Origin of the sequence: Pseudomonas sp. 22085 (genome assembly GCF_052045815.1) — a bacterium.
Taxonomy (GTDB): Bacteria; Pseudomonadota; Gammaproteobacteria; order Pseudomonadales; family Pseudomonadaceae; genus Aquipseudomonas; species Aquipseudomonas glycinae.
In genome coordinates, this window is sequence record NZ_JBQEQA010000017.1 from 126562 (window position 1) to 153193 (window position 26632).

Annotated in this window: 27 protein-coding genes; 16 read left to right on the forward strand and 11 right to left on the reverse strand. The window is 60.0% G+C overall.

Features of this window, described 5'->3' with window-relative positions; translation table 11 throughout:
• The first annotated feature begins 163 nt into the window (after window positions 1–163).
• The 7 genes from ACTJK7_RS21125 (at window position 164) to trpE (ending at window position 7987) form a co-directional block, all read left to right on the forward strand.
• Window positions 164–1207 carry an ABC transporter substrate-binding protein gene (locus tag ACTJK7_RS21125; RefSeq protein ID WP_064380359.1) on the forward strand — a complete coding sequence of 348 codons (1044 nt, stop codon included), beginning with the start codon at window positions 164–166 and terminating at the stop codon, window positions 1205–1207.
• Window positions 1208–1404: 197 nt separating this feature from the next.
• Window positions 1405–2652: an ABC transporter permease gene (locus ACTJK7_RS21130; RefSeq protein WP_064380362.1), complete on the forward strand. Its 1248-nt coding sequence runs from the start codon at window positions 1405–1407 to the stop codon at window positions 2650–2652.
• A 13-nt stretch (window positions 2653–2665) separates the two neighbouring features.
• On the forward strand, window positions 2666–3490 hold the full coding sequence (locus ACTJK7_RS21135; protein ID WP_011336198.1) for an ABC transporter permease: 825 nt from the start codon (window positions 2666–2668) through the stop codon (window positions 3488–3490).
• 194 nt (window positions 3491–3684) lie between these two features.
• Window positions 3685–4833: an iron-containing alcohol dehydrogenase gene (locus ACTJK7_RS21140; RefSeq protein ID WP_440780149.1), complete on the forward strand. Its 1149-nt coding sequence runs from the start codon at window positions 3685–3687 to the stop codon at window positions 4831–4833.
• A gap of 114 nt (window positions 4834–4947) precedes the next feature.
• Window positions 4948–5622, forward strand: a complete 675-nt coding sequence (gene rpe, locus ACTJK7_RS21145; RefSeq protein ID WP_003228808.1) for a ribulose-phosphate 3-epimerase — start codon at window positions 4948–4950, stop codon at window positions 5620–5622.
• Window positions 5619–6437, forward strand: a complete 819-nt coding sequence (locus ACTJK7_RS21150; protein WP_064380366.1) for a phosphoglycolate phosphatase — start codon at window positions 5619–5621, stop codon at window positions 6435–6437. Before rpe ends, ACTJK7_RS21150 begins: the two co-directional genes overlap by 4 nt.
• Before the next feature lie 71 nt (window positions 6438–6508).
• Window positions 6509–7987 carry an anthranilate synthase component I gene (gene trpE / locus ACTJK7_RS21155; RefSeq protein ID WP_236194884.1) on the forward strand — a complete coding sequence of 493 codons (1479 nt, stop codon included), beginning with the start codon at window positions 6509–6511 and terminating at the stop codon, window positions 7985–7987.
• A gap of 68 nt (window positions 7988–8055) precedes the next feature.
• Here the strand turns inward: trpE and estP are convergent, their stop codons facing one another.
• Entirely contained in the window at window positions 8056–9966 is a 1911-nt protein-coding gene (gene estP, locus ACTJK7_RS21160) for an esterase EstP (protein ID WP_282475377.1), read from the reverse strand.
• Between the two features lie 402 nt (window positions 9967–10368).
• Here estP and ACTJK7_RS21165 point away from each other — a divergent pair, with 402 nt between their 5' ends.
• The 4 genes from ACTJK7_RS21165 (at window position 10369) to ACTJK7_RS21180 (ending at window position 13649) form a co-directional block, all read left to right on the forward strand.
• Window positions 10369–10962: an aminodeoxychorismate/anthranilate synthase component II gene (locus ACTJK7_RS21165; protein ID WP_007956309.1), complete on the forward strand. Its 594-nt coding sequence runs from the start codon at window positions 10369–10371 to the stop codon at window positions 10960–10962.
• 9 nt (window positions 10963–10971) lie between these two features.
• On the forward strand, window positions 10972–12021 hold the full coding sequence (gene trpD / locus ACTJK7_RS21170; RefSeq protein ID WP_039768098.1) for an anthranilate phosphoribosyltransferase: 1050 nt from the start codon (window positions 10972–10974) through the stop codon (window positions 12019–12021).
• On the forward strand, window positions 12018–12854 hold the full coding sequence (trpC, locus tag ACTJK7_RS21175) for an indole-3-glycerol phosphate synthase TrpC (protein ID WP_064380376.1): 837 nt from the start codon (window positions 12018–12020) through the stop codon (window positions 12852–12854). The genes trpD and trpC overlap by 4 nt, the downstream gene beginning before the upstream one ends.
• A gap of 96 nt (window positions 12855–12950) precedes the next feature.
• Window positions 12951–13649, forward strand: a complete 699-nt coding sequence (locus tag ACTJK7_RS21180; RefSeq protein ID WP_011336191.1) for a lipoate--protein ligase family protein — start codon at window positions 12951–12953, stop codon at window positions 13647–13649.
• A 10-nt stretch (window positions 13650–13659) separates the two neighbouring features.
• On the opposite strand, the gene crp is transcribed toward ACTJK7_RS21180, so the two are convergent.
• Window positions 13660–14304 carry a cAMP-activated global transcriptional regulator CRP gene (crp, locus tag ACTJK7_RS21185; RefSeq protein WP_011336190.1) on the reverse strand — a complete coding sequence of 215 codons (645 nt, stop codon included), beginning with the start codon at window positions 14302–14304 and terminating at the stop codon, window positions 13660–13662.
• 236 nt (window positions 14305–14540) lie between these two features.
• Here crp and ACTJK7_RS21190 point away from each other — a divergent pair, with 236 nt between their 5' ends.
• Both ACTJK7_RS21190 and speD read left to right on the forward strand, forming a co-directional pair.
• Complete coding sequence (locus ACTJK7_RS21190; RefSeq protein ID WP_003228794.1) at window positions 14541–14963, forward strand: OsmC family protein; 423 nt, start codon at window positions 14541–14543, stop codon at window positions 14961–14963.
• A 237-nt stretch (window positions 14964–15200) separates the two neighbouring features.
• The gene (speD, locus tag ACTJK7_RS21195; protein ID WP_085609101.1) at window positions 15201–15995 is read left to right on the forward strand and encodes an adenosylmethionine decarboxylase; all 795 of its coding nucleotides are present in this window, start codon (window positions 15201–15203) and stop codon (window positions 15993–15995) included.
• Window positions 15996–16056: 61 nt separating this feature from the next.
• Here speD and coq7 read toward each other — a convergent pair whose 3' ends face one another.
• The 6 genes from coq7 to hemJ form a co-directional block, all read right to left on the reverse strand.
• Window positions 16057–16704, reverse strand: a complete 648-nt coding sequence (coq7, locus tag ACTJK7_RS21200; protein WP_007956317.1) for a 2-polyprenyl-3-methyl-6-methoxy-1,4-benzoquinone monooxygenase — start codon at window positions 16702–16704, stop codon at window positions 16057–16059.
• Window positions 16705–16811: 107 nt separating this feature from the next.
• Entirely contained in the window at window positions 16812–17150 is a 339-nt protein-coding gene (locus tag ACTJK7_RS21205) for a histidine triad nucleotide-binding protein (protein WP_007956318.1), read from the reverse strand.
• Between the two features lie 81 nt (window positions 17151–17231).
• The gene (locus ACTJK7_RS21210) at window positions 17232–18020 is read right to left on the reverse strand and encodes an SDR family NAD(P)-dependent oxidoreductase (protein ID WP_007956321.1); all 789 of its coding nucleotides are present in this window, start codon (window positions 18018–18020) and stop codon (window positions 17232–17234) included.
• Window positions 18021–18081: 61 nt separating this feature from the next.
• The gene (locus tag ACTJK7_RS21215) at window positions 18082–19032 is read right to left on the reverse strand and encodes a DUF805 domain-containing protein (protein ID WP_108563386.1); all 951 of its coding nucleotides are present in this window, start codon (window positions 19030–19032) and stop codon (window positions 18082–18084) included.
• An 89-nt stretch (window positions 19033–19121) separates the two neighbouring features.
• Complete coding sequence (locus ACTJK7_RS21220) at window positions 19122–20090, reverse strand: NAD(P)H-dependent flavin oxidoreductase (protein ID WP_108563385.1); 969 nt, start codon at window positions 20088–20090, stop codon at window positions 19122–19124.
• Window positions 20091–20123: 33 nt separating this feature from the next.
• Window positions 20124–20552: a protoporphyrinogen oxidase HemJ gene (gene hemJ, locus ACTJK7_RS21225; RefSeq protein WP_011336184.1), complete on the reverse strand. Its 429-nt coding sequence runs from the start codon at window positions 20550–20552 to the stop codon at window positions 20124–20126.
• Window positions 20553–20687: 135 nt separating this feature from the next.
• Here hemJ and argC point away from each other — a divergent pair, with 135 nt between their 5' ends.
• Complete coding sequence (gene argC, locus ACTJK7_RS21230) at window positions 20688–21722, forward strand: N-acetyl-gamma-glutamyl-phosphate reductase (RefSeq protein WP_064599800.1); 1035 nt, start codon at window positions 20688–20690, stop codon at window positions 21720–21722.
• Window positions 21723–21890: 168 nt separating this feature from the next.
• Window positions 21891–22241 (forward strand): iron-sulfur cluster insertion protein ErpA, encoded by a 351-nt coding sequence (gene erpA, locus ACTJK7_RS21235; protein ID WP_003228776.1) that lies wholly within the window; start codon window positions 21891–21893, stop codon window positions 22239–22241.
• A gap of 72 nt (window positions 22242–22313) precedes the next feature.
• Here the strand turns inward: erpA and ACTJK7_RS21240 are convergent, their stop codons facing one another.
• Together ACTJK7_RS21240 and ACTJK7_RS21245 are read right to left on the reverse strand one after the other, a co-directional pair.
• On the reverse strand, window positions 22314–23405 hold the full coding sequence (locus ACTJK7_RS21240; protein ID WP_108563384.1) for an anhydro-N-acetylmuramic acid kinase: 1092 nt from the start codon (window positions 23403–23405) through the stop codon (window positions 22314–22316).
• Window positions 23406–23408: 3 nt separating this feature from the next.
• Window positions 23409–24833, reverse strand: a complete 1425-nt coding sequence (locus ACTJK7_RS21245) for a peptidoglycan DD-metalloendopeptidase family protein (protein ID WP_108563383.1) — start codon at window positions 24831–24833, stop codon at window positions 23409–23411.
• A 210-nt stretch (window positions 24834–25043) separates the two neighbouring features.
• Here ACTJK7_RS21245 and tyrS point away from each other — a divergent pair, with 210 nt between their 5' ends.
• Window positions 25044–26243 (forward strand): tyrosine--tRNA ligase, encoded by a 1200-nt coding sequence (gene tyrS / locus ACTJK7_RS21250; RefSeq protein ID WP_085731729.1) that lies wholly within the window; start codon window positions 25044–25046, stop codon window positions 26241–26243.
• A 121-nt stretch (window positions 26244–26364) separates the two neighbouring features.
• Here the strand turns inward: tyrS and ACTJK7_RS21255 are convergent.
• Window positions 26365–26632: hypothetical protein (locus ACTJK7_RS21255; protein ID WP_440780145.1), on the reverse strand; the 268-nt coding region annotated here is incomplete at its 5' end.

The following is a 26632-nucleotide window of genomic DNA, read 5'->3' on the forward strand; positions in this document are numbered from 1 at the left end:
TTGCAGGCCTTGGAAAGGGAACACCATTCCCTTCGGCCTGCGCCTTGCCTGGCCCGCTTTAAGGCGACAACGCGGTGAGGAAACTAAGTGAGGGCGTCCCCATGAGGCGCATTAAGCGCCCCGGCAATACCAACACCAACCCTGCACGTGGAGAGAACAATAAATGTTGAGATCCCTGAAGTTCACAGCCCTGACCCTGGGCCTGATGGGTGCGGCAAGCGCAATGGCCGCTGGGCCGGATCTGACCGTGGTGTCGTTTGGCGGGGCGAACAAGGCGGCGCAAGTCAAAGCCTTCTACGCACCGTGGGAAGCGGCGGGCAACGGCAAGATCGTCGCCGGCGAGTACAACGGTGAGATGGCCAAGGTCAAAGCCATGGTCGACACCAAGAGCGTGTCCTGGGATCTGGTCGAGGTTGAATCGCCGGAGCTGTCCCGTGGCTGCGACGAAGACATGTTCGAACAACTCGATCCTGCGCTGTTCGGCAAATCCGAAGACTACGTCAAAGGCGCGATCCAGCCATGCGGCGTGGGCTTCTTTGTGTGGTCGACCGTGCTGGCCTACAACGCCGACAAGCTGAAAACCGCACCGACCAGCTGGGCGGATTTCTGGGACACCAAGAAATTCCCGGGCAAGCGCGGCCTGCGCAAAGGCGCCAAGTACACCCTCGAATTCGCACTGATGGCCGACGGCGTTGCGCCGAAAGACGTCTACAAGGAACTGGCCAGCAAGAACGGCCAGGATCGAGCGTTCAAGAAACTGGATGAGCTGAAACCGAACATCCAGTGGTGGGAAGCCGGCGCCCAGCCGCCGCAATACCTCGCTTCCGGTGACGTGGTCATGAGCTCGGCCTACAACGGTCGTATCGCTGCCGTGCAGAAAGAATCCAACCTGAAGGTGGTGTGGAACGGCGGTATCTACGACTTCGACGCCTGGGCCATTCCGAAAGGCCTGGACGCCAAGCGTGCTGAAGCGGCGAAGAAATTCATCGCGTTCTCGGTACAGCCGCAACAGCAGAAGACCTACTCGGAAAACATCGCCTATGGCCCGGCCAACTCTCAGGCAGTGCCTTTGCTGGACAAGGCGATCCTGAAAGACATGCCGACCACCCCGGAAAACATCGCCAACCAGGTGCAGATCGACGTCAGCTTCTGGGCTGACAACGGCGAGCAACTGGAGCAGCGCTTCAATTCCTGGGCTGCGAAGTAACCACGTCACACGGGCCGACGGCTACCGGATGATCGTTCCCACGCTCTGCGTGGGAATGCCGCCCGGGACGCTCCGCGTCCCTGTGACGCAGAGCGTCACTGAATGCGTTCCCACGCAGAGCGTGGGAACGATCAGTACCCCAAGTTCGAGGCGGTATTCGCCGCTTTTGTAACGATCAAAGATTTGCGGAGTACGTCATGGCCATCGCCGTTCCCCTGAACGAGGGCAACAGCCCCACCTTGAAGCAGCGGCTCAAGCACGCCGAGCGGGTCAACCGCTGGAAGGCCCAGGCGCTGATCGCGCCATTGGTGCTGTTTCTGTTGCTGGTGTTCCTGGTGCCGATCGTGGCGCTGCTCTATAAAAGCGTCGGCAACCCGGAAGTGGTTGGCGGCATGCCGCGCACCGTAACCGCGATTGCTGCGTGGGACGGCCGAGGCCTGCCCGCCGAACCAGTCTATAAAGCCGCCAGCGAAGACCTCGCCGAAGCGCGGAAAAACCAGACCCTGGGCGATCTGTCCAAGCGCCTGAACATGGAGTTGGCCGGCTATCGCAGCCTGCTGACCAAAACCGCCCGCTCGCTGCCATTCGCCAGCGAACCGGCCTCTTATAAAGAAGCGCTGGAGGGCCTCGACGAGCGTTGGGGCGATCCGGCCTACTGGCAAGCGGTGAAGCGCAACACCAGCAGCATCACCCCGTTCTATCTGCTGGCGGCGGTGGATCATCGCATCGACGACCTCGGCGAAATTGCTCCGGCGACCCCGGATCAGGCGATCTACCTCGACATCTTCGCCCGGACCTTCTGGATGGGCCTGATCATCACCGTGATCTGCCTGGTGCTGGCCTATCCGCTGGCGTACCTGCTGGCCAATCTGCCTTCGCGTCAAAGCAACCTGCTGATGATTCTGGTGCTGCTGCCGTTCTGGACCTCGATTCTGGTGCGAGTCGCCGCGTGGATCGTGTTGCTGCAATCCGGCGGATTGATCAACAGCGCATTGATAGCGATGGGCATCATCGATAAACCGCTGGAGCTGGTGTTCAACCGCACCGGGGTTTACATCTCGATGGTGCACATCCTGCTGCCGTTCATGATCCTGCCGATCTACAGCGTGATGAAAGGCATCTCGCCGACCTACATGCGTGCTGCGATTTCCCTCGGTTGCCATCCGTTCGCCAGTTTCTGGCGGGTGTACTTCCCGCAGACCTACGCCGGTGTCGGCGCCGGTTGCCTGTTGGTGTTCATCCTCGCCATTGGCTACTACATCACCCCGGCGCTGCTGGGCAGCCCGAACGACCAGATGGTCAGCTACTTCGTCGCGTTCTACACCAACACCAGCATCAACTGGGGCATGGCCACCGCACTGGGCGGGCTGTTGCTGCTGGCGACCGTGGTGCTTTATCTGATCTACAGCTGGCTGGTGGGCGCCAGTCGCCTGCGCCTGAGCTAAGGGGGAATTTGAAATGCTGAGTCCTTATATGTCGCCCGTCGAGCGGGTGTGGTTCTACAGCTTGCGGATCCTCTGCGGCTTGATCCTGTTGTTCCTGATCCTGCCGGTGCTGGTAATCGTGCCGCTGTCGTTCAACTCGGGCAGTTTCCTGGTGTACCCGCTGCAAGGTTTCTCGCTGCACTGGTATCAGGATTTCTTCGCCTCGGCGGAATGGATGCGCTCGCTGAAGAACAGCATCATCGTCGCCCCGGCGGCGACGGTACTGGCAATGGTCTTCGGCACGCTGGCGGCCATCGGCCTGACCCGTGGCGACTTCCCCGGCAAGCCGCTGGTGATGGCGCTGGTGATTTCGCCGATGGTGGTGCCGGTGGTGATCATCGGTGTGGCCAGTTACCTGTTCTTCGCGCCGCTGGGCCTGGGCAACAGTTTCTTCTCGCTGATCGTGGTGCACGCGGTGCTGGGTGTGCCGTTCGTGATCATCACGGTGTCGGCGACACTGCAGGGGTTCAACCATAATCTGGTGCGGGCGGCGGCCAGCCTTGGTGCTTCGCCACTGACCACGTTCCGTCGGGTGACCTTGCCGCTGATTGCACCGGGAGTGATTTCCGGGGCGCTGTTTGCCTTTGCGACCTCGTTCGATGAGGTGGTGGTGACACTGTTCCTCGCAGGTCCCGAGCAGGCGACGTTGCCACGGCAGATGTTCAGCGGGATACGCGAGAACCTGAGCCCGACGATTGCGGCGGCTGCGACGTTGTTGATTGCCTTCTCGGTGATTCTGTTGCTGACGCTGGAGTGGTTGCGTGGGCGGAGTGAGAAGCTGCGCACCGCTCAGGTCTGAACCCAGCTCGATATTGTTCCCTCGCTCCTCGTTCCAGCTCCCGAATGGAACGCGGAGCGTCCCGGGCTGCATTCCCACGCGGAGCGTGGGAACGATCAGTGTGCGGGTTGCCATTCATGCGCTGAATGACAGACAACCCGAATTCCCCAGCTACGCTTGTGCTCAGCTCCCACATCTATAAGAGGCTGCGCACGATGAGTCTTTCCTCGTTCAAGATTGCTCACAAACTGATCACCGGCGCCGGGGCCATCGAGCAACTGGCGGCCGAACTCACGCGGCTGGACATCGATAACCCGCTGATCGTCACCGATGCCGCGTTGGTCAAGTCCGGCACGGTGCAGTTGGCGCTGGCGCAGATCGGCGAGCGCGAGTACGAAATCTTCGATCGGGTGCTGCCGGATCCGGAAATCGCCATCGTCGAGGACTGCATGCGCGTCTATCGAGAGGGCGGGCATGACGGTCTGATTGGTCTGGGTGGCGGCAGTGCGATCGATATCGCCAAGAGCGTCGCGGCGTACGCTGGTTATCACGGTGCGCTGGAAGATCTGTTCGGCGTCGATCAGGTGCCGCGCAAAGGCCCGCCGGTGATCGCCATCCCGACCACGGCCGGCACCGGTTCCGAGGTGACCAACGTGGCGATTCTTTCGGACAAGGTCGCCCAATTGAAGAAAGGCATCGTCAGCGACTACCTGTTGCCGGACGTGGCGCTGGTCAGCCCGCAGATGACCCTGACCTGCCCGCGCAGTGTCACCGCCGCCAGTGGCGTCGATGCGCTGGTGCATGCCATCGAATCCTATCTGTCACTGAATGCCTCGCCGATCACCGATTCGCTGGCCATCGGCGCAATCAAGTTGATCGCCCGGTCCTTGCCCAAGGCCTACGCCAACCCCTCCAACCTGCAGGCCAGGGAAGACATGGCCACTGCCAGCCTGATGGCCGGCATGGCGTTCGGTAATGCCGGGGTCGGCGCGGTGCATGCGCTGGCGTATCCGCTGGGCGGGCGATTCAACATTGCTCACGGCGTCAGCAATGCGTTGCTGCTGCCGTATGTCATGACCTGGAACAAGATGGCCTGCGTCGAGCGGATGCAGGATATTGCCGAAGCCATGGGAGTGAAGACCGCTCATCTGAGTCTCAATGAAGCCGCCGATAGCGCCGTCGCGGCGATGACCGAACTGTGCGCGGCGGTGGAAATCCCGCTGGGTCTGCGCAGTTTCGGGGTGCCCGAAGAGGCGATCCCGGCCATGGCCGTGGAGGCCGCGGGAATCGAGCGCCTGATGCGCAACACCCCGCGCAAGCTCAGCGCCGCCGACATCGAGAAGATCTACCGGGCGGCGTACTGAGAACCCGCCGGTCATCGGTCATGGCACAACCCAATCATCGCGGTCACGGTGCGCGCGCGGAAACTTGAGGTATACAATGCGCGCCATCGTGATTTAGCTCAGAAAAGGTGCGTCATGCAGCCCTTCGTTATTGCTCCGTCGATTCTCTCCGCCGACTTCGCCCGCCTGGGCGAGGAAGTGGACAACGTTCTGGCCGCCGGTGCCGACTTCGTTCACTTCGATGTCATGGACAACCACTACGTACCGAACCTGACCATCGGCCCGATGGTCTGCGCCGCGCTGCGCAAGTACGGCATCACCGCGCCGATCGACGCGCACCTTATGGTCAGCCCGGTGGATCGCATCGTCGGCGACTTCATCGAAGCCGGCGCCACCTACATCACCTTCCACCCGGAAGCCACGCTTCACGTCGATCGTTCGCTGCAACTGATCCGTGAAGGCGGCTGCAAATCCGGCCTGGTGTTCAACCCGGCGACCCCGCTGGACGTGCTCAAGTACGTGATCGACAAGGTCGACATGGTCTTGCTGATGAGCGTCAACCCGGGCTTCGGCGGGCAGAAATTCATCCCCGGCACCCTCGACAAGCTGCGTGAAGCCCGCGCGATCATCGATGCCTCGGGCCGTGACATCCGCCTGGAAATCGACGGCGGCGTCAACGTCAACAACATCCGTGAAATCGCCGCTGCCGGTGCCGACACCTTTGTCGCCGGTTCGGCGATCTTCAATGCGCCGAACTATCAGGAAGTCATCGACAAGATGCGTTCCGAACTGGCGCTGGCTCGCCCATGAGCGGTTTTGAGCAGCTGTTCCCGGGGCAACTGCCGCGGTTGGTGATGTTCGATCTGGATGGCACGCTGATCGATTCGGTACCCGACCTGGCGGCGGCGGTGGATAACATGCTGCTCTCGCTCGGGCGCAAGCCTGCCGGTATCGAGTCGGTGCGCGAGTGGGTCGGCAACGGTGCGCCGGTGCTGGTGCGCCGCGCCTTGGCCGGCGGCATCGACCATTCTTCCGTGGATGACGTCGAAGCCGAGCACGCGCTGGAAGTTTTCATGGAGGCCTACGGCGCCAGCCATGAGCTGACCGTGGTCTATCCCGGCGTGCGCGACACCCTGAAATGGCTGCACAAGCAGGGCGTGGCCATGGCGCTGATCACCAACAAGCCGGAGCGCTTCGTCGCGCCGCTGCTGGATCAGATGAAGATCGGCCGCTACTTCAAGTGGATCATCGGCGGCGATACCCTGCCGCAGAAGAAGCCTGACCCGGCGGCGCTGTTCTTCGTCATGAAGATGTCCGGCATTCCCGCCTCGCAATCGCTGTTCGTCGGCGATTCGCGCAGCGACGTGCTGGCGGCGAAAGCGGCGGGGGTCAAATGTGTCGGGCTGAGTTATGGCTACAACCATGGCCGACCGATTGCCGAGGAATCCCCGGCGCTGGTGATCGACGATCTGCGCAAGCTAATTCCCGGTTGCCTGGATACGGCCGCTGAGATAACGTTGCCCGACGCTGCTCAATCCCCTTCTGGAAACGCCATCGTGGTGGTCACCCGCAAACTCTGGATGAAAGTCATCAAGGCCCTGGCCCGCTGGCGTTGGCGCGCCTGACTTGTTCCTGGCCGGCCTGCCGGCGCGTTTGCACACCTGACTGATTTGCACCTCACACCACGAGGCACCCTATGATCCGCGAAGAATTCCTGCGTCTGGCCGCTGACGGCTACAACCGCATCCCGCTGGCCTGCGAAACCCTGGCCGACTTCGACACCCCGCTGTCGATCTACCTGAAACTGGCCGACCAGCCCAACTCCTACTTGCTCGAATCGGTGCAGGGCGGCGAGAAATGGGGCCGTTACTCGATCATCGGCCTGCCGTGCCGCACCGTGCTGCGGGTTCACGATCATCACGTGAGCATCACCGTCGATGGCGTCGAGACCGAAAGCCACGACGTCGAAGATCCGCTGGCCTTCGTCGAAACCTTCAAGGCCCGCTACAACGTGCCGACCATTGCCGGTCTGCCGCGCTTCAACGGCGGTCTTGTGGGTTACTTCGGTTACGACTGTGTGCGTTATGTAGAGAAGCGCCTCGGCAAATGCCCGAATCCGGATCCGCTGGGCGTGCCGGACATTCTGCTGATGGTCTCCGATGCGGTGGTGGTGTTCGACAACCTCGCCGGCAAGATGCACGCGATCGTGCTGGCCGATCCGGCGCAGGCCGATGCCTACGAGCAGGGCCAGGCGCAATTGCAGCAACTGCTGGAAAAACTGCGTCAACCGATCACCCCGCGCCGTGGCCTGGATTTCAGCAAGCAGCAGGCAGCCGAGCCGGTGTTCCGCTCCAGTTTTACCCAGGACGACTACGAAAAAGCCGTCGACACCATCAAGGAATACATCCTCGCCGGTGACTGCATGCAGGTCGTGCCGTCCCAGCGCATGTCGATCGACTTCAAGGCGGCGCCGATCGATCTTTATCGCGCACTGCGTTGCTTCAACCCGACGCCGTACATGTACTTCTTCAACTTCGGCGACTTCCACGTCGTCGGCAGTTCGCCGGAAGTGCTGGTGCGGGTCGAAGACAACCTGATCACCGTGCGCCCGATTGCCGGCACCCGTCCTCGCGGGGCTACCGAAGAGGCGGACGTGGCGCTGGAAGAAGACCTGCTGTCCGACGACAAGGAGATCGCCGAGCACCTGATGCTGATCGACCTCGGTCGCAACGACACCGGGCGCGTATCGGAAATCGGCTCGGTGAAACTTACCGAGAAGATGGTCATCGAGCGTTATTCCAACGTGATGCACATCGTGTCCAACGTCACCGGCCAGTTGAAGGCCGGGCTGACGGCGATGGACGCACTGCGGGCGATCCTGCCGGCGGGCACCTTGTCCGGCGCACCGAAGATCCGCGCGATGGAAATCATCGACGAGCTGGAGCCGGTCAAGCGTGGTGTGTACGGCGGCGCGGTCGGCTACTTCGCCTGGAACGGCAACATGGACACCGCGATTGCGATCCGTACCGCCGTGATCAAGAACGGCGAGCTGCACGTACAGGCCGGTGGCGGCATCGTCGCCGACTCGGTGCCGGCGCTGGAGTGGGAAGAAACCATCAACAAGCGCCGGGCGATGTTCCGCGCTGTTGCACTGGCCGAGCAAGCCCCGGACTGAGTGATTGATGATTCAGCCATAAAAAAACGCGGCGCCTGTGAGGGCGCCGCGTTTTTTTTGCCTGCGAATCAGAAGTCGAGCGCTACGCCGACGTTGATCCCTTGCTGGGTGAAGTCGTCATCCTTGCGGATGTCGTAGCTGGCACGTAATGCCAGATCCTTGGTCAGGTTGTGGCTCACGCCCAGGTTCAGGCGGTTCAGGTTGGTCTGAGGGGTATAGCCGGCCAGGGTATAGCGGTTGTTCGGCAGGCTGTTGAGGTTCATCGTCACATTCTGGGTGTCGTCGTTGTACTCGCGCTCGTGGGCCAGTTCGCCGAACACCTGGGTCTGCGAGGTGATCTGGTACTTGCCCTGGATCCCGAGGCCGAGACGCCGGGAGATGCGCGACTGGTCATCGAACGTCAGCGCGGTGGAGTCCGCGCCTTTTTCCGAGTAACCATCGACTTCAACCTTGGCGAAATCGGCGCTGACGAACGGCGACAGGTGCCATGGGCTGCTTGCCTCTGGCGCAATGTCGTAACCCACGCGTCCGCTGAAGGCCAGAACATAGCCGTCGGTATCGCCTTTCTCGCCGCGTTCGTTGACCCCCAGCTGGAATTTGCGTTTGAGGCTGTCGTAATCCAGATGCCCGGCGGTCACGGCGGCGTCACCCCACCAGCGGTTCTGCTGGTACTGGGCGAACGCAGTGCCCAGATAAGTGTTCAGCTTGTAGTCCGAGTCGTTGTCGCCGGCCTCGAGTTTCTGGTTGTAGAAACCGGCCGCCACGCCCACCCGCCAGGCGTCGTTGAGACGGTAGCTGCCGCCGATGTTCAGGTTGTAACCATTGCCGTCGGCGCTGGCGCCGCTGCGCTGGCTGTCGAAGTCCTGATGCTGGCCACCACCGGCGACAATCGCCCGCCATTGGCCAACGGCCTGCCAGTTTTCCCAATCCGCCAACCACTGGTTGCGCAATTCATCCTGATGCGAGCGCAAGGTGCCTTGGGCCATTTGTGGCAACAGGGTCGCCTCCCATGGCGCGGCCAGCAGCGAGTAGGCGTAATCGGCAATCAGGCGCTGCCCGGCTTCGGTCGGGTGGACGGCATCGTTGTAGATCAGCTTGGTCGGGTCCGGGGTGGCGCTGTTGATGCCATACCGGGCGTTCTCCGTGCAGCTGTTGCCGCTGAAGCAGGTGCCGACCAGATTCTGGTCGGTTGCCAGACCGAATTGCGCCGGATTGGCGAATGCCTCTTTGAGCAGGACCGGCACGTTCAGCGGAATCACGTTGGCATTGACACTCTGCAACTGGCTGACCAGTTCGGTGTTGAACTGGGCGCTGAGTTGCGAGGTGAAGGCCTGCAGCGGCGAGCCGTTGATGGCCGGGGTCAGGCCGATGTCCGGCAACAACCAGACCATGATGTAGCGGGCGCCGGCACCTTGCAGTGTGCGTACGCTGTCGACCAGTCGATCGGCGGCGGCATTCGCCTGAGGCAGGCTGGTGACGCGGCCCTGGAGGAAGTCGTTGCCGCCCCCGGTCAGGTAATACAGGGCATTCGGGTCGGCGCGGAAACCGTTCGACGGCAGATAACCGGCGCGGGTGCGTTCGCCGGTGGCGGACTGGCTGGTGATCGAGTCGAGAATCTGGTCGGTGCGGTACCCGCCGACAGCCCAGTTGTTACCGTCCGGCTGGCCTTGGCCGGCACGAACTGCCGAGGACGAGGAGGCCGTTTGATCCGGTGTGAAGCCGAGTCGGCCACCGAGCAGTTGCGTCGAGTTCAGCGAGCGGAGTTCACCGCTGCCGTCCAGATAGACCGGACCGGTGCGGTTGGTGTAGCGCTGCGTGGCGCCGGCCGGGCCGCCGCTGTCGGTGAAAGTCCCCGCATCGCTCAGGCTGTCGCCGAAGACCACGAAATTCGAATAAGGATTGGGTGCGGCGTTCGCCTGGGCGCAGGCCATCGCGAGCAGGCATCCGGCGAGCGGTACAAACAACGTCTGTTTGATCATGAGCAAGTCCGTTTATTTATTGTTGTAGTGAACGAAACGACAGTACCAAAAACTTCCGGCGATTTGCCATCGGTCGTCAACCCTCCCATTGTTTTATCCCCCACGGCCCCGGCCATATTGCACGCTCCGCCCAGCTAAGTTACTGTGCCGAAACGTATGAACGAGACCTTCCCCGTGTTGATCACCAGCAAACTTCTGGATCAAGTCATCAAGGCACACGCCCGCTGGCGTTGGCGCGCCTGAATCTTTTCTGCCGGCCCTGCCGGATCTGTATCGCTTTGCCTTCCTTGCCCGTTTGAAATGCCGCTGTGCCGATGCGACCTGCGCGTCTGACCGTGTGCAGCGCCTGGCAAGTCATCCGAATGCTGTCTTCAAGTCAGAATTCAAGAGGTTCGAAACGCCATGTTGCTGATGATCGACAACTACGACTCCTTTACTTACAACGTTGTGCAATACCTCGGCGAGCTGGGTGCCGAGGTCAAGGTGGTGCGCAACGACGAACTGACCATCGCCGAAATCGAAGCGCTCAACCCTGAGCGGATCGTGGTATCCCCGGGCCCGTGCACACCGACCGAAGCCGGCATCTCCATCGAAGCCATCAAGCACTTCGCCGGCAAACTGCCGATCCTCGGTGTCTGCCTCGGCCATCAGTCCATCGGCCAGGCTTTTGGCGGCGATGTCGTCCGTGCCCGGCAAGTGATGCACGGTAAGACTAGTCCGGTATTCCACGAGGACAAGGGTGTGTTTGCCGGGCTGAACCGCCCGCTGACCGTCACCCGCTATCATTCCCTGATCGTCAAACACGAAACGTTACCCGATTGCCTGGAGCTGACGGCGTGGACCCAGCACGATGACGGTTCGGTCGACGAAATCATGGGCCTGCGTCACAAGACCCTGAATATCGAGGGCGTACAGTTCCACCCCGAATCGATCCTGACCGAACAGGGCCATGAACTGTTCGCCAACTTCCTCAAACAAACCGGCGGCACGCGCTAAGGACTTTCCATGAATATCAAGACAGCCCTGAGCCGTATCGTCGATCACCTCGACCTCAGCACCGATGAAATGCGCGACGTGATGCGCGAAATCATGACCGGCCAATGCACTGACGCGCAGATCGGCGCGTTCATGATGGCCATGCGCATGAAGAGCGAGAGCATCGATGAGATCGTCGGCGCCGTGTCGGTGATGCGCGAACTGGCGGACAAGGTCGAACTCAAGACCCTCGACGGCGTGGTCGATGTGGTCGGCACCGGCGGTGACGGGGCGAATATTTTCAACGTGTCGACCGCGTCTTCCTTCGTGGTCGCTGCGGCCGGTTGCACCGTGGCCAAGCACGGTAACCGTGCCGTATCGGGCAAGAGCGGCAGTGCCGACCTGCTGGAAGCCGCCGGCATCTACCTCAACCTGACCCCGGTTCAGGTGGCGCGCTGCATCGACAACGTCGGCATCGGTTTCATGTTTGCCCAGACTCACCACAAAGCCATGAAGTACGCCGCCGGCCCGCGCCGCGATCTCGGCCTGCGTACCCTGTTCAACATGCTTGGCCCGCTTACGAATCCGGCCGGTGTGAAACATCAGGTGGTGGGCGTGTTCACCCCGGCGCTGTGCCGGCCGTTGGCTGAAGTCTTGCAGCGCCTGGGCAGCAAGCACGTGCTGGTGGTGCATTCCAAGGACGGTCTGGACGAATTCAGCCTGGCGGCGCCGACCTTTGTCGCCGAGCTGAAGGACGATCAGATCACCGAATATTGGGTCGAGCCGGAAGATCTGGGCATGAAGAGCCAGAGCCTGCACGGTCTGTCGGTCGAAGGCCCGGAAGCCTCGCTGGCGCTGATCCGCGATGCGCTGGGCAAGCGCAAGACCGAGAACGGTCAGAAGGCTGCCGAAATGATCGTGCTCAATGCCGGTGCGGCGCTGTACGCAGCCGACCTGGCGACAAGTCTGAAAGAGGGCGTGGCACTGGCCCACGACGCTCTGCACACCGGTCTTGCTCGGGAAAAACTCGAGGAGTTGGGTGCCTTTACCGCGGTATTCAAAGTGGAGAATGAGGGATGAGTGTACCGACGGTTCTGGAAAAAATTCTGGCCCGCAAGGTTCAGGAAGTCGCCGAGCGTAGCGCTCGCGTCAGCCTGAGCGAGCTGGAAAGTCTGGCCAAGGCGGCCGATGCACCCCGTGGTTTTGCCCAGGCATTGCTGGCGCAGGCCAAGAAGAAACAACCGGCAGTGATCGCCGAAATCAAGAAGGCGTCGCCGAGCAAGGGCGTGATCCGCGAGAACTTCGTTCCCGCCGACATCGCCAAAAGCTACGAGAAGGGTGGGGCGACCTGCCTGTCGGTGCTGACCGACATCGACTACTTCCAGGGCGCCGATGCCTATCTGCAACAGGCCCGCGCGGCGTGCTCGCTGCCGGTGATCCGCAAGGACTTCATGATCGATCCGTACCAGATCGTCGAGGCCCGTGCCTTGGGCGCCGATTGCGTGCTGCTGATCGTCTCCGCGCTGGATGACGTGAAAATGGCCGAACTGGCGTCGGTGGCCAAAGACGTTGGCCTCGATGTGCTGGTGGAAGTGCACGACGGCGATGAACTGGAGCGCGCGTTGAAAACCCTCGACACGCCGCTGGTCGGGGTCAACAACCGCAACCTGCACACCTTTGACGTGAGCCTGGAAACCACCCTCGACCTGCTGCCGCGCATCCCGCGCGATCGTCTGGTCATCACCGAGAGCGGGATCCTCAACCGTGCCGATGTCGAGCTTATGGAAATCAGCGACGTTTACGCGTTCCTGGTCGGCGAAGCGTTCATGCGCGCCGAAAACCCGGGCATCGAACTGCAACGTCTGTTCTTCCCTGAGCGCGGCGTACCGGTGAGCGGTTCGACCCTCGACTGATCGAGTCTTCGCAGGCGCCCGTCCCCCTGTGGGAGCGGGCTTGCCCGCGAAGGCGGCATAAGATTCACCTCAGACTCAACGTCCTATGGAAACCTTATGATCCCCACGTCCCTGACCATCGAAGCCGGTCTGCAAGCCGAACAGGATTTGCTGGCCTCGGTCTGCGCGGGTGATGCCGAATTCGGCTTGTTGTTCTGGCAGCCCAGCGACCGCGCCTTGGTCATGCCGCGCCGTTTGAACCGCTTGCCCGGATTCGATCACGCCTGTGAAGTCTCCGCTGCTGCCGGCTGGCCGGTGTTGCTGCGTGAAACCGGCGGCGAACCTGTTCCGCAGTCGGCTTCGACCATCAACATTGCACTGGTCTACGCACCGCCTCGCAGCGAAGGCGATCTGAACCGTATCGAAACCGGTTACCGGCGTCTGTGTGATCCGATCTGTGAGTTGCTGGATGAGTTGGGTGGCACTTCGTCGCTGGGGGAAATCGACGGTGCGTTCTGCGACGGTCGCTTCAACGTCAATCTCGACGGTCGCAAGATGGTCGGCACCGCTCAGCGCTGGCGCCAGAGTCAGGGTGGTCAGCGTCCGGTGGGATTGGTGCACGGGGCGATGCTGGTGGATGACGAACGTGAGTCGATGGTCGCGGCGGTCAACCGCTTCAACGAAGCGTGTGGTCTGGAGCAGCGGGTCCGTGCCGCCAGCCACATCGCTCTGCATGAAAAATTCCCGGCGCCCCATGCACTGGCGCGTCTCGATGAACTCTTTCGTTTGATGCTGGCGCAGATCTACGCCGGCTGAGTTTTGGCACTCAGCGAGTGCCGAAGACCACCATGGTCTTGCCTTTCACATCCACCAGGTTGCGTTCCTCAAGATCCTTGAGCACGCGACCGACCATCTCTCGCGAACAGCCGACAATCCGGCCGATTTCCTGACGGGTCACCTTGATCTGCATGCCGTCCGGGTGAGTCATGGCATCCGGTTGTTTGCACAGCTCCAGCAGGCAGCGAGCGACACGGCCGGTGACGTCGAAGAACGCCAGGTCGCCAACCTTGCGCGTGGTGTTGCGCAGGCGTTGTGCGATTTGTCCGCTGAGCACGTAAAGAATGTCTGGATCCTGCTGCGACAATTCGCGGAACTTGGCGTAGCTGATTTCCGCGACTTCGCATTCGACCTTGGCCCGCACCCAGGCGCTGCGCTGCTGTTCCTGGCCGGCCTCTTCGAAAAGGCCCAGCTCGCCGAAGAAGTCCCCGGCATTCAGGTACGCGATGATCATCTCGCGGCCGTCGTCGTCCTCGATCAGGATCGTGACCGAACCGCGGATGATGAAGTACAGCGTGTCGGAGCGATCCCCAGCGCAGATGATGTTGCTCTTGGCCGCGTGACGCCGGCGTTGGCAATGCATCAGCAGCTTGTCGAGGTTCTTGATTTTGGGTGTGGGGGTAATACCAACCATGGTTGTATCCCGAAAAGACTGCACGGTTATATTTGGTTTTTATATGAGGCGCTGAGACGGTCGCTACACAGTCTGGCGAAGGCGCCAGTGAATTGGCGCCAGCTTACCAGACACTTCGTCGAAATTTCGAGAAATCACCTACGTTAAAGGTGCATCCGTCCTAGGAACGTGCTCGCTGTCCGGGCAGGGCCCTGTGCTAAGCTGGCGACCCTTTTTTCTACAGTGGAGTCTTGGCGATGAAGGCACGCATCCAATGGGCTGGCGAAGCCATGTTCCTCGGCGAATCCGGCAGCGGTCATGTCGTGGTCATGGACGGTCCGCCGGACGCCGGTGGTCGTAACCTGGGTGTCCGCCCGATGGAAATGCTCCTGCTGGGCGTCGGCGGTTGCAGCAATTTCGACGTGGTCAGCATTTTGAAGAAGTCCCGTCAGGCCGTTGAAAGCTGCGAAGCCTTTCTGGAAGCCGAGCGCGCGACCGAAGATCCGAAAGTGTTCACCAAGATCCACATGCACTTTGTGGTCAAGGGCCGTGGCCTGAAAGAAGCCCAGGTCAAACGCGCCATCGAGCTGTCTGCCGAGAAGTATTGCTCGGCCTCGATCATGCTCGGCGCTGCCGGTGTAGCGATCACCCACGACTATGAAATCGTCGAACTCGGCTGAGCCGACATTCAACTATCATAAAAGCAGTGCAGACTCTGGCGATCCCCCGCTGACGTCTGCATAATGCGCCACTTTTTTCAGGGCCGTGATCAGTCAACCGACGGGTCATCCGCCTGAACAGATAACCAAAATCGCCATCGCGAAGAGGTGTTAACCGTCCTACGCAGGTGCGTTGTTCGCACTTGACGGGCATGCTTGATCACGCGGCCGTGCCGCATACATAGAGAGTTTTTAACGGTGAAAAGCAAACTCAAGCTCCACGGGTTCAATAACCTGACAAAGACCTTGAGCTTCAACATCTATGACATCTGCTACGCGGAAACCCCGCAGGACCAGCAGGCTTACGTCGAGTACATCAATCAAGAGTACAACGCCGAACGCCTGACGCAGATCCTCACGGAAGTTGTCGAAATCATTGGTGCCAACATTCTGAACATTGCGAGTCAGAACTATGAGCCTCAGGGTGCCAGCGTCACGATTCTGATCTCGGAAGAGCCGGTGACCCCGACCGAAAGCCAGATCGAAGAGTCCCCGGGCCCGTTGCCCGAAATCATCCTGGCCCACCTCGACAAGAGCCACATCACGGTGCACACCTACCCGGAAATTCATCCGGACGCCGGTATTGCGACCTTCCGTGTGGACATCGATGTGTCGACCTGTGGTGTCATTTCACCGCTTAAAGCGCTCAATTTCCTCATTCACCAGTTCGACTCGGACATCGTGACCGTGGATTACCGTGTGCGCGGCTTCACCCGTGACGTTGAAGGCAACAAGCACTTCATCGACCACGAGATCAACTCGATTCAGAACTACCTTTCCGATGACACTCGCGACGCGTACCAGATGACCGACGTGAACGTGTACCAGGAAAACCTGTTCCACACCAAAATGCTGCTGAAGAACTTCGAACTGGACAACTACCTGTTCGGCGATGCCACCAGCAACCTGTCTTCCGAGCAACGCGCTCAGGTGACCGAGCGTGTGAAACACGAAATGCTGGAAATCTTCTACGCGCGCAATATGCCGAGCTAAGAAATCCGGGCACAAAAAAAGGCGACTGCTTTGCGGCAGTCGCCTTTTTTGCGGGCGTTTTTCAGATCCGGTAAGTGCTCTTGGTCATCACCTTGGCCAACAGACTCATGCCGAACTTCACCGGCGCCGGGAAGCGGAAACCGCCGGCCTCCAGTGCACTTTCCGCGTGATGTTCTTCATCGATACGCATCTGCTCCAGAATCGCCCGGGATTTTTCATCCTCGGCCGGCAGTTGTTCCAGATGTTCGTTCAGATGCTTGCAGACCTGATGCTCGGTGGCGGCGACAAACCCGAGGCTGACCTTGTCGCTGATCAGTCCGGCGACTGCACCGATCCCGAACGACATGCCGTAGAAAAGCGGATTGAGCACGCTGGTGTGGCTGCCCAACTGGTGAATGCGCTGTTCGCACCAGACCAGATGATCGATCTCTTCTTCGGCCGCATGTTCCATGGCCTCACGCACTTGCGGCAGCTTGGCGGTCAGCGCCTGGCCCTGATACAGCGCCTGGGCACAGACTTCGCCGGTATGGTTGATGCGCATCAGGCCGGCGACGTGGCGGGTGTCTTCATCGCTCATTTGCACATCAGGCTGCACGATCGCCGGTGACGGACGGTACGGCTGGCCGCTGAAGGGCAGCAGGGTACGCATCGCAGCATCGGCTTGCAGCAGAAGACGATCAATGGGCGAGTAGTGACGTTGGGTAGTCATGCTGACCTCCGGGAAGAATCTCGGCGGCCAGTTTAACCGAATCGGCCGGGGAAGGTTTGCGCTGGGTCATGTGGGAGCAGGGCGCTCCCACCGAGCCTGCAGTTCAATCAGCCCGGAGGCCAGTTCATCTGGCGTTGGCCGAGCACGTGCATGTGAATGTGGTAGACCGTCTGTCCGCCCATTTCATTGCAGTTCATCACCACCCGGAAGCCTTCCTCGCAACCCAGCTCCAGCGCCAGACGCTGGGCGGTGAACAGGATGTGCCCGGCCAGTGCCTTGTCGTCTTCGGTCAGGTCGTTGAGGGTGCGCACCGGTTTCTTCGGGATCACCAGAAAATGCACCGGTGCCTGTGGGGCGATGTCGTGGAACGCCAGAACCTGGTCGTCCTCGTAGATGATCTTCGCCGGGATTTCCCGGTTGATGATCTTGGTGAACAGAGTATCCACAGCTGTTTTCTCCGTTGTTTGGGCTGGCCTGAGTGTACTCATAGGGGGATAAGCCCGCCCAGTGTTTTGCCGTAGGGCTTTTCAGCGCGGGCAGTAAGCCTTGTTGACCATGCCGACAATCGTGCGATTGAGCCAGCGCGAACCGAGCCGAGGTAGAAAGGCGAACCAGCGGTTTCGGCGTCCTGGAATGATAATCGCGCGGTTTTTCTCCAGGGCGCGCACGGTATACAGCGCAACCTCCTCGGGACTCATCAGCAGTTTGCTGGCGTTGAGCTTGTCGTTGTTCAGTTGAGCGGTGCGAAAGAACGCGGTGCGGGTCGGGCCGGGGCAGAGCACCGACACCTTGACCGCGCACTTCTTCAGTTCCACCCGCAGTGCTTCCGAGAAGTGCAACACGTACGCCTTGCTGGCGTAGTAGGTGCTCATCCAGGGCCCGGGGTTGAAGGCCGCCACCGACGCGACATTGAGAATCTGCCCGCCACCCTGCAACGCCATGCTGTTGCCGATGGCATGGCAGAGCCGGGTGAGGGCGAGGATGTTCACTTCGATCAGATCCTGTTCGGTCATCCAGTCCTGGGCCAGGAACGGGCCGCAAGTACCGATGCCGGCACAGTTGACCAGCAGATCGATCTGCCGGTCGCCTTCTTCAAGCTCCAGCAGGAAACCGGACAGGCGCAGCGGTTCGCCAAGGTCACAGGCGCGGAACAGCACCTCAACGCCAAAGCGCTGGGTCAGTTCAATCGCAATGCTTTCCAGCTGATCACGCTGGCGAGCCACCAGAATCAGGCTGCGGCCACGGCGTGCCAGGGCTTCGGCCATGGCCAGGCCGATGCCGCTGGAGGCGCCGGTGATCAGAGCGTAACGGGTCATGCAAATCTCCATCGCAACAGCGCCGCGCCGTGGACGCAGGTGTCACGGCGGGGAGCGTTGTTCATTCTTTCGCAGAGTCTACAGGGGCGAGGGCGGCTTCGGCTGCATCGTCTGCCGAATTCGCGGCGGGTTCGACTTCGACATCAATTTCATCGGTGGTCACCGAACCACTCTCGTAGCTGCTTTCAAGGCTGCTTTCATACTCCTGCTGGATGGCGGTGATCCCGCCCAGCATGCCACCCACAAAAAACAGCCCTATAAACACTATCCACAGAGAGCACAGCACTTTGACCGCCGTGCTGTTTGGCGGAGGTGGTGGGCCATAGCGGTTGGCCCCGGTGTTGCCCGGTACGACCATGATTACCAGCGGGAAGAAACTGCCCACGAACGGCACCAGCGTCAGCAGCCAGAGCCACCCGGACCAGCCGATATCGTGCAGGCGCTGAATGCTGAACAGGATGCCGACGATCGCGAAGGCCAGGAACAGGAAGAAGGCGAGGAGACCGCCGATGATCAGCCCCGTCGTCGAGTCGGCGCTGACCAGGCCCAGGCCGATCAGCGCGAACACGCTGACGATTGGCAGGGTTACCAGGCTCAACACCATCGACCAAGCCAGGTAACGCAAACGGCCGATCCGGCCCTCGACGCTGAACGGCTTTAGCGGCGCGAACGCCGGCAGGCTTTCACCGACAGCGGCGCGAGGTGGCGCGTAAGGCGAGTCAGGCTCCGTCACAGCGGCACTTTGCTCGTGGACATCCGAAAGATTCAGTTCGATGGGCGTTTCTGTTTCGATCCGGGCATCGATCCCGGTCTTGCCCAGCGCTTGCAGATAAGTCTGCGCATCGCTGTGCGACAGATCACGCTTGAGCGAGACGGTGCGGCCACTGAACAGGCGCTCGATGGCGGCGACATCGCTTTTGAACAGGTCGGCCAGGTTGAGCTTGGCCGTGGTGATATCGACGCCGGGCTGGAGCGCGCCGTCGAAAACGATCTTGTAACGGGGTTCGCTCATGGCCGAGGCATCCTTGTCGCGAGATAAGTTGAGTGATTGCAGTCTGTCAGTGCCAGACCAGTCCTCTGGCAGCGACTGGCCGGATTTGTTCAGCGTGGCCAGCGTTTGGGTAACTGTGCTGCGTGATGCAGGGCCTGGCGATACTCCGCATCAAGACGCGCCACCAGTTGATCCACGCTTGGCAGATCGTTGATCTGACCTACGCCCTGACCCGCCGACCACACGGTTTTCCAAGCCTTGGCTTCGTCGTTGATCGGCTTGAGCTTGTCGCCGAAGTTCACTTCACCCTTGCCCTGCAGGGCTGCCATGTCGAAACCGGCGGCCTCCAGGCTTTGGCGCATGAAGCTGGCCGGAACACCGGACACGGCAGGAGTATGAATGATGTCGGCGGCTTTGGCAGTCAGCAGCATCTGCTTGTAGGCGTCAGGCGCATGACTTTCAGTGGTGCCGATAAATCGCGTGCCGAAGTAGGCCAGATCCGCGCCGAGCAGTTGTGCGGCGAGAATCTCATGCCCATGGTTCAAACATCCTGCAAGCAACAGGGTCTTGTCGAAGAACTCGCGGATCTCGGCAATCAGCGAAAACGGGCTCCAGGTTCCGGCGTGCCCACCGGCACCGGCTGCGACGGCGATCAAACCGTCGACACCTGCTTCGGCGGCTTTCTCGGCATGGCGGCGGGTTGTTACGTCGTGGAAGACCAGGCCACCGTAACTGTGCACCGCATCCACCAGCTCTTTGACGGCCCCCAGGCTGGTAATGACGATGGGGACTTTGTGTTCGACGCAGATGTTCAGGTCAGCCTGCAGGCGTGGGTTGCTGTGGTGGACGATCAGGTTCACCGCGTACGGCGCCGGGTTCTCCAATGTCGCCAGGCCTGCTTCGATCTGCTCCAGCCAGGCCTTGAACCCGCTGCTTTCGCGTTGGTTCAGCGCCGGGAAGCTGCCAACCACGCCGTTGCGGCAGCACGCCAGCACCAGTTCAGGATTGGAAATCAGGAACATCGGTGCCGCCACCACAGGCAGGCGCAGACGTTGTTCGAGCAGAGCGGGCAGCGACATCGGAAGTACCCCGGAAAGTTGTATTTGTTGAAGTTAGAACGGCTTGACCACGACCAGAATTACGATAGCCAGCAATAGCAGAACCGGCACTTCATTGAACCAGCGATAAAAGACATGGCTGCGGGTGTTCTCGCCACGGGCAAAACGTTTTACCTGCGCGCCGCACATGTGGTGGTAGCCGATCAACAGCACGACCAGGGTCAGTTTGGCGTGGATCCAGCCACCGCTGCTGAAGATGCTCGGGTTCAGATAGATCAGCCAGCCACCGAAGATCAGCGCGGCGATCATTGCCGGGCCCATGATGCCGCGATAGAGCTTGCGCTCCATGATGCTGAAGCGTTCCTTGCTGATCGTGTCTTCACTTTGCGCGTGATAAACGAACAGTCGCGGAAGATAGAAGAGGCCGGCAAACCAGCACACGATGCTGACGATATGCAGCGCTTTGATCCACAGATAGAGCATTTTGGGTTATTCCCTGATTCACGGTAGGCCCGATAGTAGAGGCTTGAGCGTCCGCACGTCACCTTGGCGGTTGTCGCAGGGGCGCGCGGCCCCTATTATCGACGGCTTTCCAGTGGGTTCGTTGAGGGCAGGTTTATGGTCAAGGTCGGTATCGTCGGCGGCACGGGTTACACCGGTGTCGAACTGCTGCGTCTGTTGGCACAGCATCCGCAGGCAGAAGTGGTGGTCATCACTTCCCGATCCGAGGCCGGTCTGGCCGTGGCTGATATGTACCCGAACCTGCGCGGTCACTACGACGGTCTGGCATTCAGCGTGCCGGACATCAAGACCCTGGGCGCTTGTGACGTGGTGTTCTTCGCCACTCCGCACGGCGTTGCCCACGCACTGGCCGGCGAGTTGCTGGCGGCCGGCACCAAGGTCATCGACCTGTCGGCAGACTTCCGTCTGCAGGACGCTGATGAATGGGCCAAGTGGTACGGTCAGCCGCACGGCGCGCCGGAGCTGCTGGACGAAGCGGTTTACGGCTTGCCGGAAGTCAATCGTGAGCAAATCAAGAAAGCACGCCTGATCGCGGTGCCGGGTTGCTATCCGACCGCGACGCAGCTGGGCTTCCTTCCGTTGCTTGAGGCGGGCATTGCCGACGCTTCGCACCTGATCGCCGACTGCAAGTCCGGTGTCAGCGGTGCCGGTCGTGGTGCTGCCGTAGGCTCGCTGTACTCCGAGACGTCGGAAAGCATGAAGGCTTATGCGGTGAAAGGTCACCGCCATCTGCCGGAAATTCGTCAGGGGCTGCGTCGTGCGGCAGGCAAGGATGTCGGTCTGACTTTCGTGCCGCACCTGACGCCGATGATTCGTGGCATTCACTCCACGCTCTACGCGACCGTGGTGGACCGCTCGGTGGATCTGCAGGCGCTGTTCGAGAAGCGTTATGCCAATGAGCCGTTCGTCGACGTGATGCCGGCTGGTAGCCATCCAGAAACCCGTAGTGTGCGTGGCGCCAACGTCTGCCGCATCGCGGTTCACCGCCCGCAGGATGGTGATCTGGTGGTAGTGCTCTCGGTGATCGATAACCTGGTCAAGGGCGCGTCGGGTCAGGCGGTGCAGAACATGAATATTCTGTTCGGGCTGGATGAGCGTTTGGGGCTGTCCCACGCCGGCATGCTGCCGTAACGACTGATCTTGCTTGGCAAAAAGGCCCGTTTGACGGGCCTTTTTGCATTCTGGTCGGCTGATCAGCTTTATTGATATACCGTAACAATAGTTGACCGATTTTCTAGGACAAGCGGATAATGCGCGTCATCACGCATTATGGCGGCGTAACGCCGGGAGATAGTCAGCATGAGCGTCGAATCCTTCACCCCCACGGCTTTGCAATTCACTCAAGGTGCCGCGCACAAGGTGAAGAGCCTGGTCGATGAAGAGGGGAATGATCGCTTGAAGCTGCGCGTATTCGTTACGGGCGGCGGTTGTTCAGGGTTTCAGTACGGCTTCACCTTCGATGAGGATGTGGCCGAGGACGACACCATCGTCGAGCGCGAAGGCGTCAGTCTGGTGGTTGATCCGATGAGCTTCCAGTACCTGGCAGGTGCCGAGGTGGATTATCAGGAAGGTCTGGAAGGTTCGCGTTTCGTGATCAAGAACCCGAATGCCACCACCACTTGTGGTTGCGGCTCCTCGTTCTCGATCTGAACGCGCTTCACCGAACACAATAAAACGCCGCAGAACCTCACGGTTCTGCGGCGTTTTGTTATCTGCGATTTGTCAGTTGGGGTAGATGGCGCCGAGTACGCGCAGGCCTTTGGCGCCGGTGACGCTCGGGCGATTGGCGGCGATCCCTTCAAGGCAGCAATGGGCCAGCCAGGCGAAGGCCATGGCCTCGACCCAGTCCGGATCGACACCGTGGGTCGCGGTGCTGGCGACCTTGGCATTCGGCAGCAGCCCGGCCAGGCGTTTCATTAGTGTGGCGTTGTGGGCGCCGCCCCCGCAGACCAGAAGCTCTTCGGTATTCGATTGAGCGCCTTGCAGCGATTCGACGATGGTCAGCGCCGTCAGTTCGAGCAATGTCGCCTGTACGTTTTCGGGTGCGAAACCTGGCAGACGCGACAGTTGCTGCTCCAGCCAGGGCAGGTTGAAGACTTCGCGGCCGGTGCTCTTCGGGCCTTGGGTCACGAAAAACGGATCGCTGAGCAGAGCTTTCAGCAGGGTCGGCTCGACCTTGCCGCTGGCTGCCCACTGCCCGTTGCGGTCGTAGTTCTCGCCCCGTTGCTGATAAATCCAGGCGTCCATCAGCACATTCCCCGGCCCACAGTCGAAACCGGCTACAGGCTTGTTCGGCTCAATCAGACTGAGATTACTGAAACCGCCGACATTCAGGACTGCACGGTTACCGGTACGCTCTTCGAACAACGCTTCATGAAAGGCCGGAACCAAAGGAGCGCCCTGGCCGCCGGCGGCTACATCGCGGCTGCGGAAGTCACTGACGACTGTAATGCCAGTCAGCTCGGTCAGCAGGGCAGGGTTGCCGATCTGTACCGTGAAACCACGCGCCGGTTCATGGCGAATGGTCTGGCCGTGGCTGCCGATCGCGCGAATGGCTTCAGGCTTGAGCTGTTGCTGTTCCAGAAGGGTATGGATCCCTCGTGCGGCGAGCTTCACCCAGTTCTGCTGGGCAATCGCCGAGCGGGCGATCTCGTCAGGGCCGCTGGCGCACAAGCCAAGCATCTCGGCGCGCAGGGTGTCAGGCATAGGGATGTAGTGCGTGGCGACCAGATTGATCGCCGAGGATTGCTCAATCAGGGCGATGTCCAACCCATCGAGACTGGTGCCGGACATCACGCCGATATACAGAGCCATGGCTTAACGTTTGCTCGAAGCCAGCATGGTGGCTTTTTCCTGATCCATGCGAGCCATCAACGGCTGGCTCTGCGCCAGGAAGCGAGCGCGTTCGGATTTGGCGATCGGGTCGGCCATCGGCAGCTTCTGCCCCAATGGATCGACGTGAACGCCGTTGACCTGGAATTCATAGTGCAGGTGCGGGCCGGTGGACAGGCCGGTGGTGCCGATGTAACCGATCACCTGGCCTTGTTTGACGGTGCCGCCGGTCTTCACGCCCTTGGCGAAGCCCTGCATGTGGCCATACAGCGTACGGTAAGTGTTGCCGTGCTGGATGATCACGGTGTTGCCGTAACCGCCGCGGCGGCCGGCCAGCAGCACTTTGCCGTCGCCGGCAGCCTTGATCGGCGTACCACGTGGGGCGGCGTAATCGACGCCTTTGTGGGCGCGGATCTTGTTGAGGATCGGGTGTTTGCGGCCCATGGAGAATTTCGAGCTGATGCGGGCGAAGTCCACCGGTGTACGGATGAACGCCTTGCGCATGCTGTTGCCATCAGCAGTGTAGTAGCTGCTGTTGCCCTGTTTGTTGGTGTAACGCACGGCGGTGTAAGTCTTGCCGCGGTTGGTGAAGCGGGCTGACAGGATCGGGCCGTTGCCAACCGCTTTGCCATTCACCACTTTCTGTTCGTAGATCACATCGAATTCGTCGCCCTGGCGGATATCCTGGGCGAAGTCGACGTCGTAGCCAAAGACACTGGCCATGTCCATGGTCAGGCTGTGGGACAGGCCTGCGCGGGCGGCGGACTGCGACAGCGAGCTGTTGATCACACCGTGCACATAAGCGGTGCGAACAGTGGGTTTGGCGGTAACGCGGTTGAACACATAACCCTTGTCGTTCTTGGTCAGGGTGATGGTTTCAACGTCGCTGACCTTGCTGTGCAGGTTGGTCAGCTGGCCTTGTGGGTTCAATTCGAATTCGAGTTTCTGGCCATGTTTGAGCTGGCTGAATTGCTTGGCCTGTTTATCGCTGGCCAGCACTTCATGGACGGCCGCGGCCGGCAGGCCGACTTTCTCGAACAGTGTAGAAAGCGTATCGCCCTTGGAGACGATCACTTCCCTGTGATTCGGGGCCTTCTTTTCTTCGACTACCGGTGTCGGCGCTGGTGCGGCCTGGGCGGTTTCCTGCGTTTCTTCGGTGCTGTTTTCGATCTGCGCGAAAGGGGAGGCTACGGATTCGTTTGTGGCTTGAGCCGCGTCGGCAGCGTCTTGATCTTGTGTCAGTTGTTCAACAGGACTTTCCAGTTCAAGGCTCAGCGTTGTCTTTTTGGCTTCAACATCACTGGATGGAAACACCAGGAGCGCCAGACTGAGAAGGGCGGCGATCCCACTTGCGGCGAGCAGGTGGGTCTTCGGGTAAAGCGGTGGCGCTTTAGACGGTTCAGTGGTCATAAGTAATTTGACTTTGAAAAAGATGAATTGGAAAAGATGAATGACATGATGAAGATGAAATAACTGTATAAAATATAACCAAATCATCTTTGAAGCAAGTCTGCGGGCGCCATGTCCGTGGATTGGTGTCCGTGCGCCGGGCAAAACTTGTATTTGGTGCACGATCTTGTATGGTTGGTTCCCTTTGAATCTGAGCCTTGCGGGTCTGTTATGAAGTCGGTTGAAGAGCAGCTAGCGCTGATTAAACGTGGTGCGGAAGAACTTTTGGTCGAGTCCGAGCTGATCGAAAAGCTCAAGCGTGGCCAGCCGCTGCGAATCAAGGCCGGCTTCGATCCAACTGCGCCGGATCTGCACCTTGGCCACACTGTGCTTATTAATAAGCTGCGCCAGTTCCAGGAGCTGGGGCATCAGGTGATCTTCCTTATTGGTGATTTCACCGGAATGATCGGTGATCCGAGCGGCAAGAGTGCCACGCGGCCTCCGTTGACCCGTGAGCAGGTTCTGGAAAACGCCGAGACCTACAAGACTCAGGTGTTCAAGATTCTTGATCCGGCGAAAACCGAAGTCGCGTTCAACTCCACCTGGATGGATCAGATGGGGCCTGCGGACTTTATTCGTCTGACTTCGCAGTACACCGTTGCTCGTATGCTCGAGCGTGATGACTTCGATAAGCGCTACACCACCAATCAGCCGATTGCCATTCACGAATTTCTCTATCCGCTGGTTCAGGGTTATGACTCTGTCGCGTTGCGCGCTGACGTTGAGCTGGGTGGTACCGATCAGAAGTTCAACCTGCTGATGGGGCGTGAGCTGCAGCGTGGTTATGGTCAGGAAGCACAGTGCATCCTGACGATGCCGTTGCTTGAAGGTCTGGATGGTGTGAAGAAGATGTCCAAGTCGCTGGGCAACTACGTCGGTATCCAGGAAGCGCCGGGTGTCATGTACAGCAAGCTGGTTTCGATTCCCGACGCGTTGATGTGGCGCTACTTCGAGCTGCTAAGCTTCCGTTCGATGGATGAGATCAATGCGTTCCGTGCCGACGTAGAGGCGGGAGCTAATCCTCGCGATATCAAGATCAAGCTGGCCGAAGAGATTGTTGCGCGCTTCCATGGTGAAGAGGCTGCGGCCAATGCTCACCGTGGTGCGGGTAATCGTATGAAGGATGGTGAGTTGCCGGATGATCTGCCAGAGGTCGAACTGACTGCTGCCGAGGATATGCCGATTGCTGCTGTCCTTAATAAAGCGGGGCTGGTGAAGAACTCTGCCGCTGCTCGTGATCTGCTGGCTTCCGGCGGGGTACGTATAGATGGCGAGGTTGTTGATCGCTCCTTTATATACGTACTGGGTGCGACTCACGTTTGTCAGGCCGGCAAGAAGGCTTTTGCACGAATTACGCTGAAATCCGAATAAAGTTGAAATAAGGGGTTGACGGCGAATTCTGGATGTCTATAATTCGCCCCACTTCCGGCGCAGTCGAAACGGAAAACTCCTTGAGATTCAATGAGTTAAGTAAGTTTCGAAGCGGGTCGCTTCAGTTTGTCGAGGCCTGGAAGGAGTTGGAAATGCTGGTTTTTTCGGCGCTTTCAACGGTTCGATCTTCTCGGTCGAAAGCGGAGAAAAAGAGGTGTTGACAGCAGCGTGTAACGCTGTAGAATTCGCCTCCCGCTAACGAGAGATCGGAAGCGCAAGTGGTTGAAGTTGTTGAAGAAATCTTCGAAAACTTCTGAAAATAATCACTTGACAGCAAATGAGGCTGCTGTAGAATGCGCGCCTCGGTTGAGACGAAAGATCTTAACCAA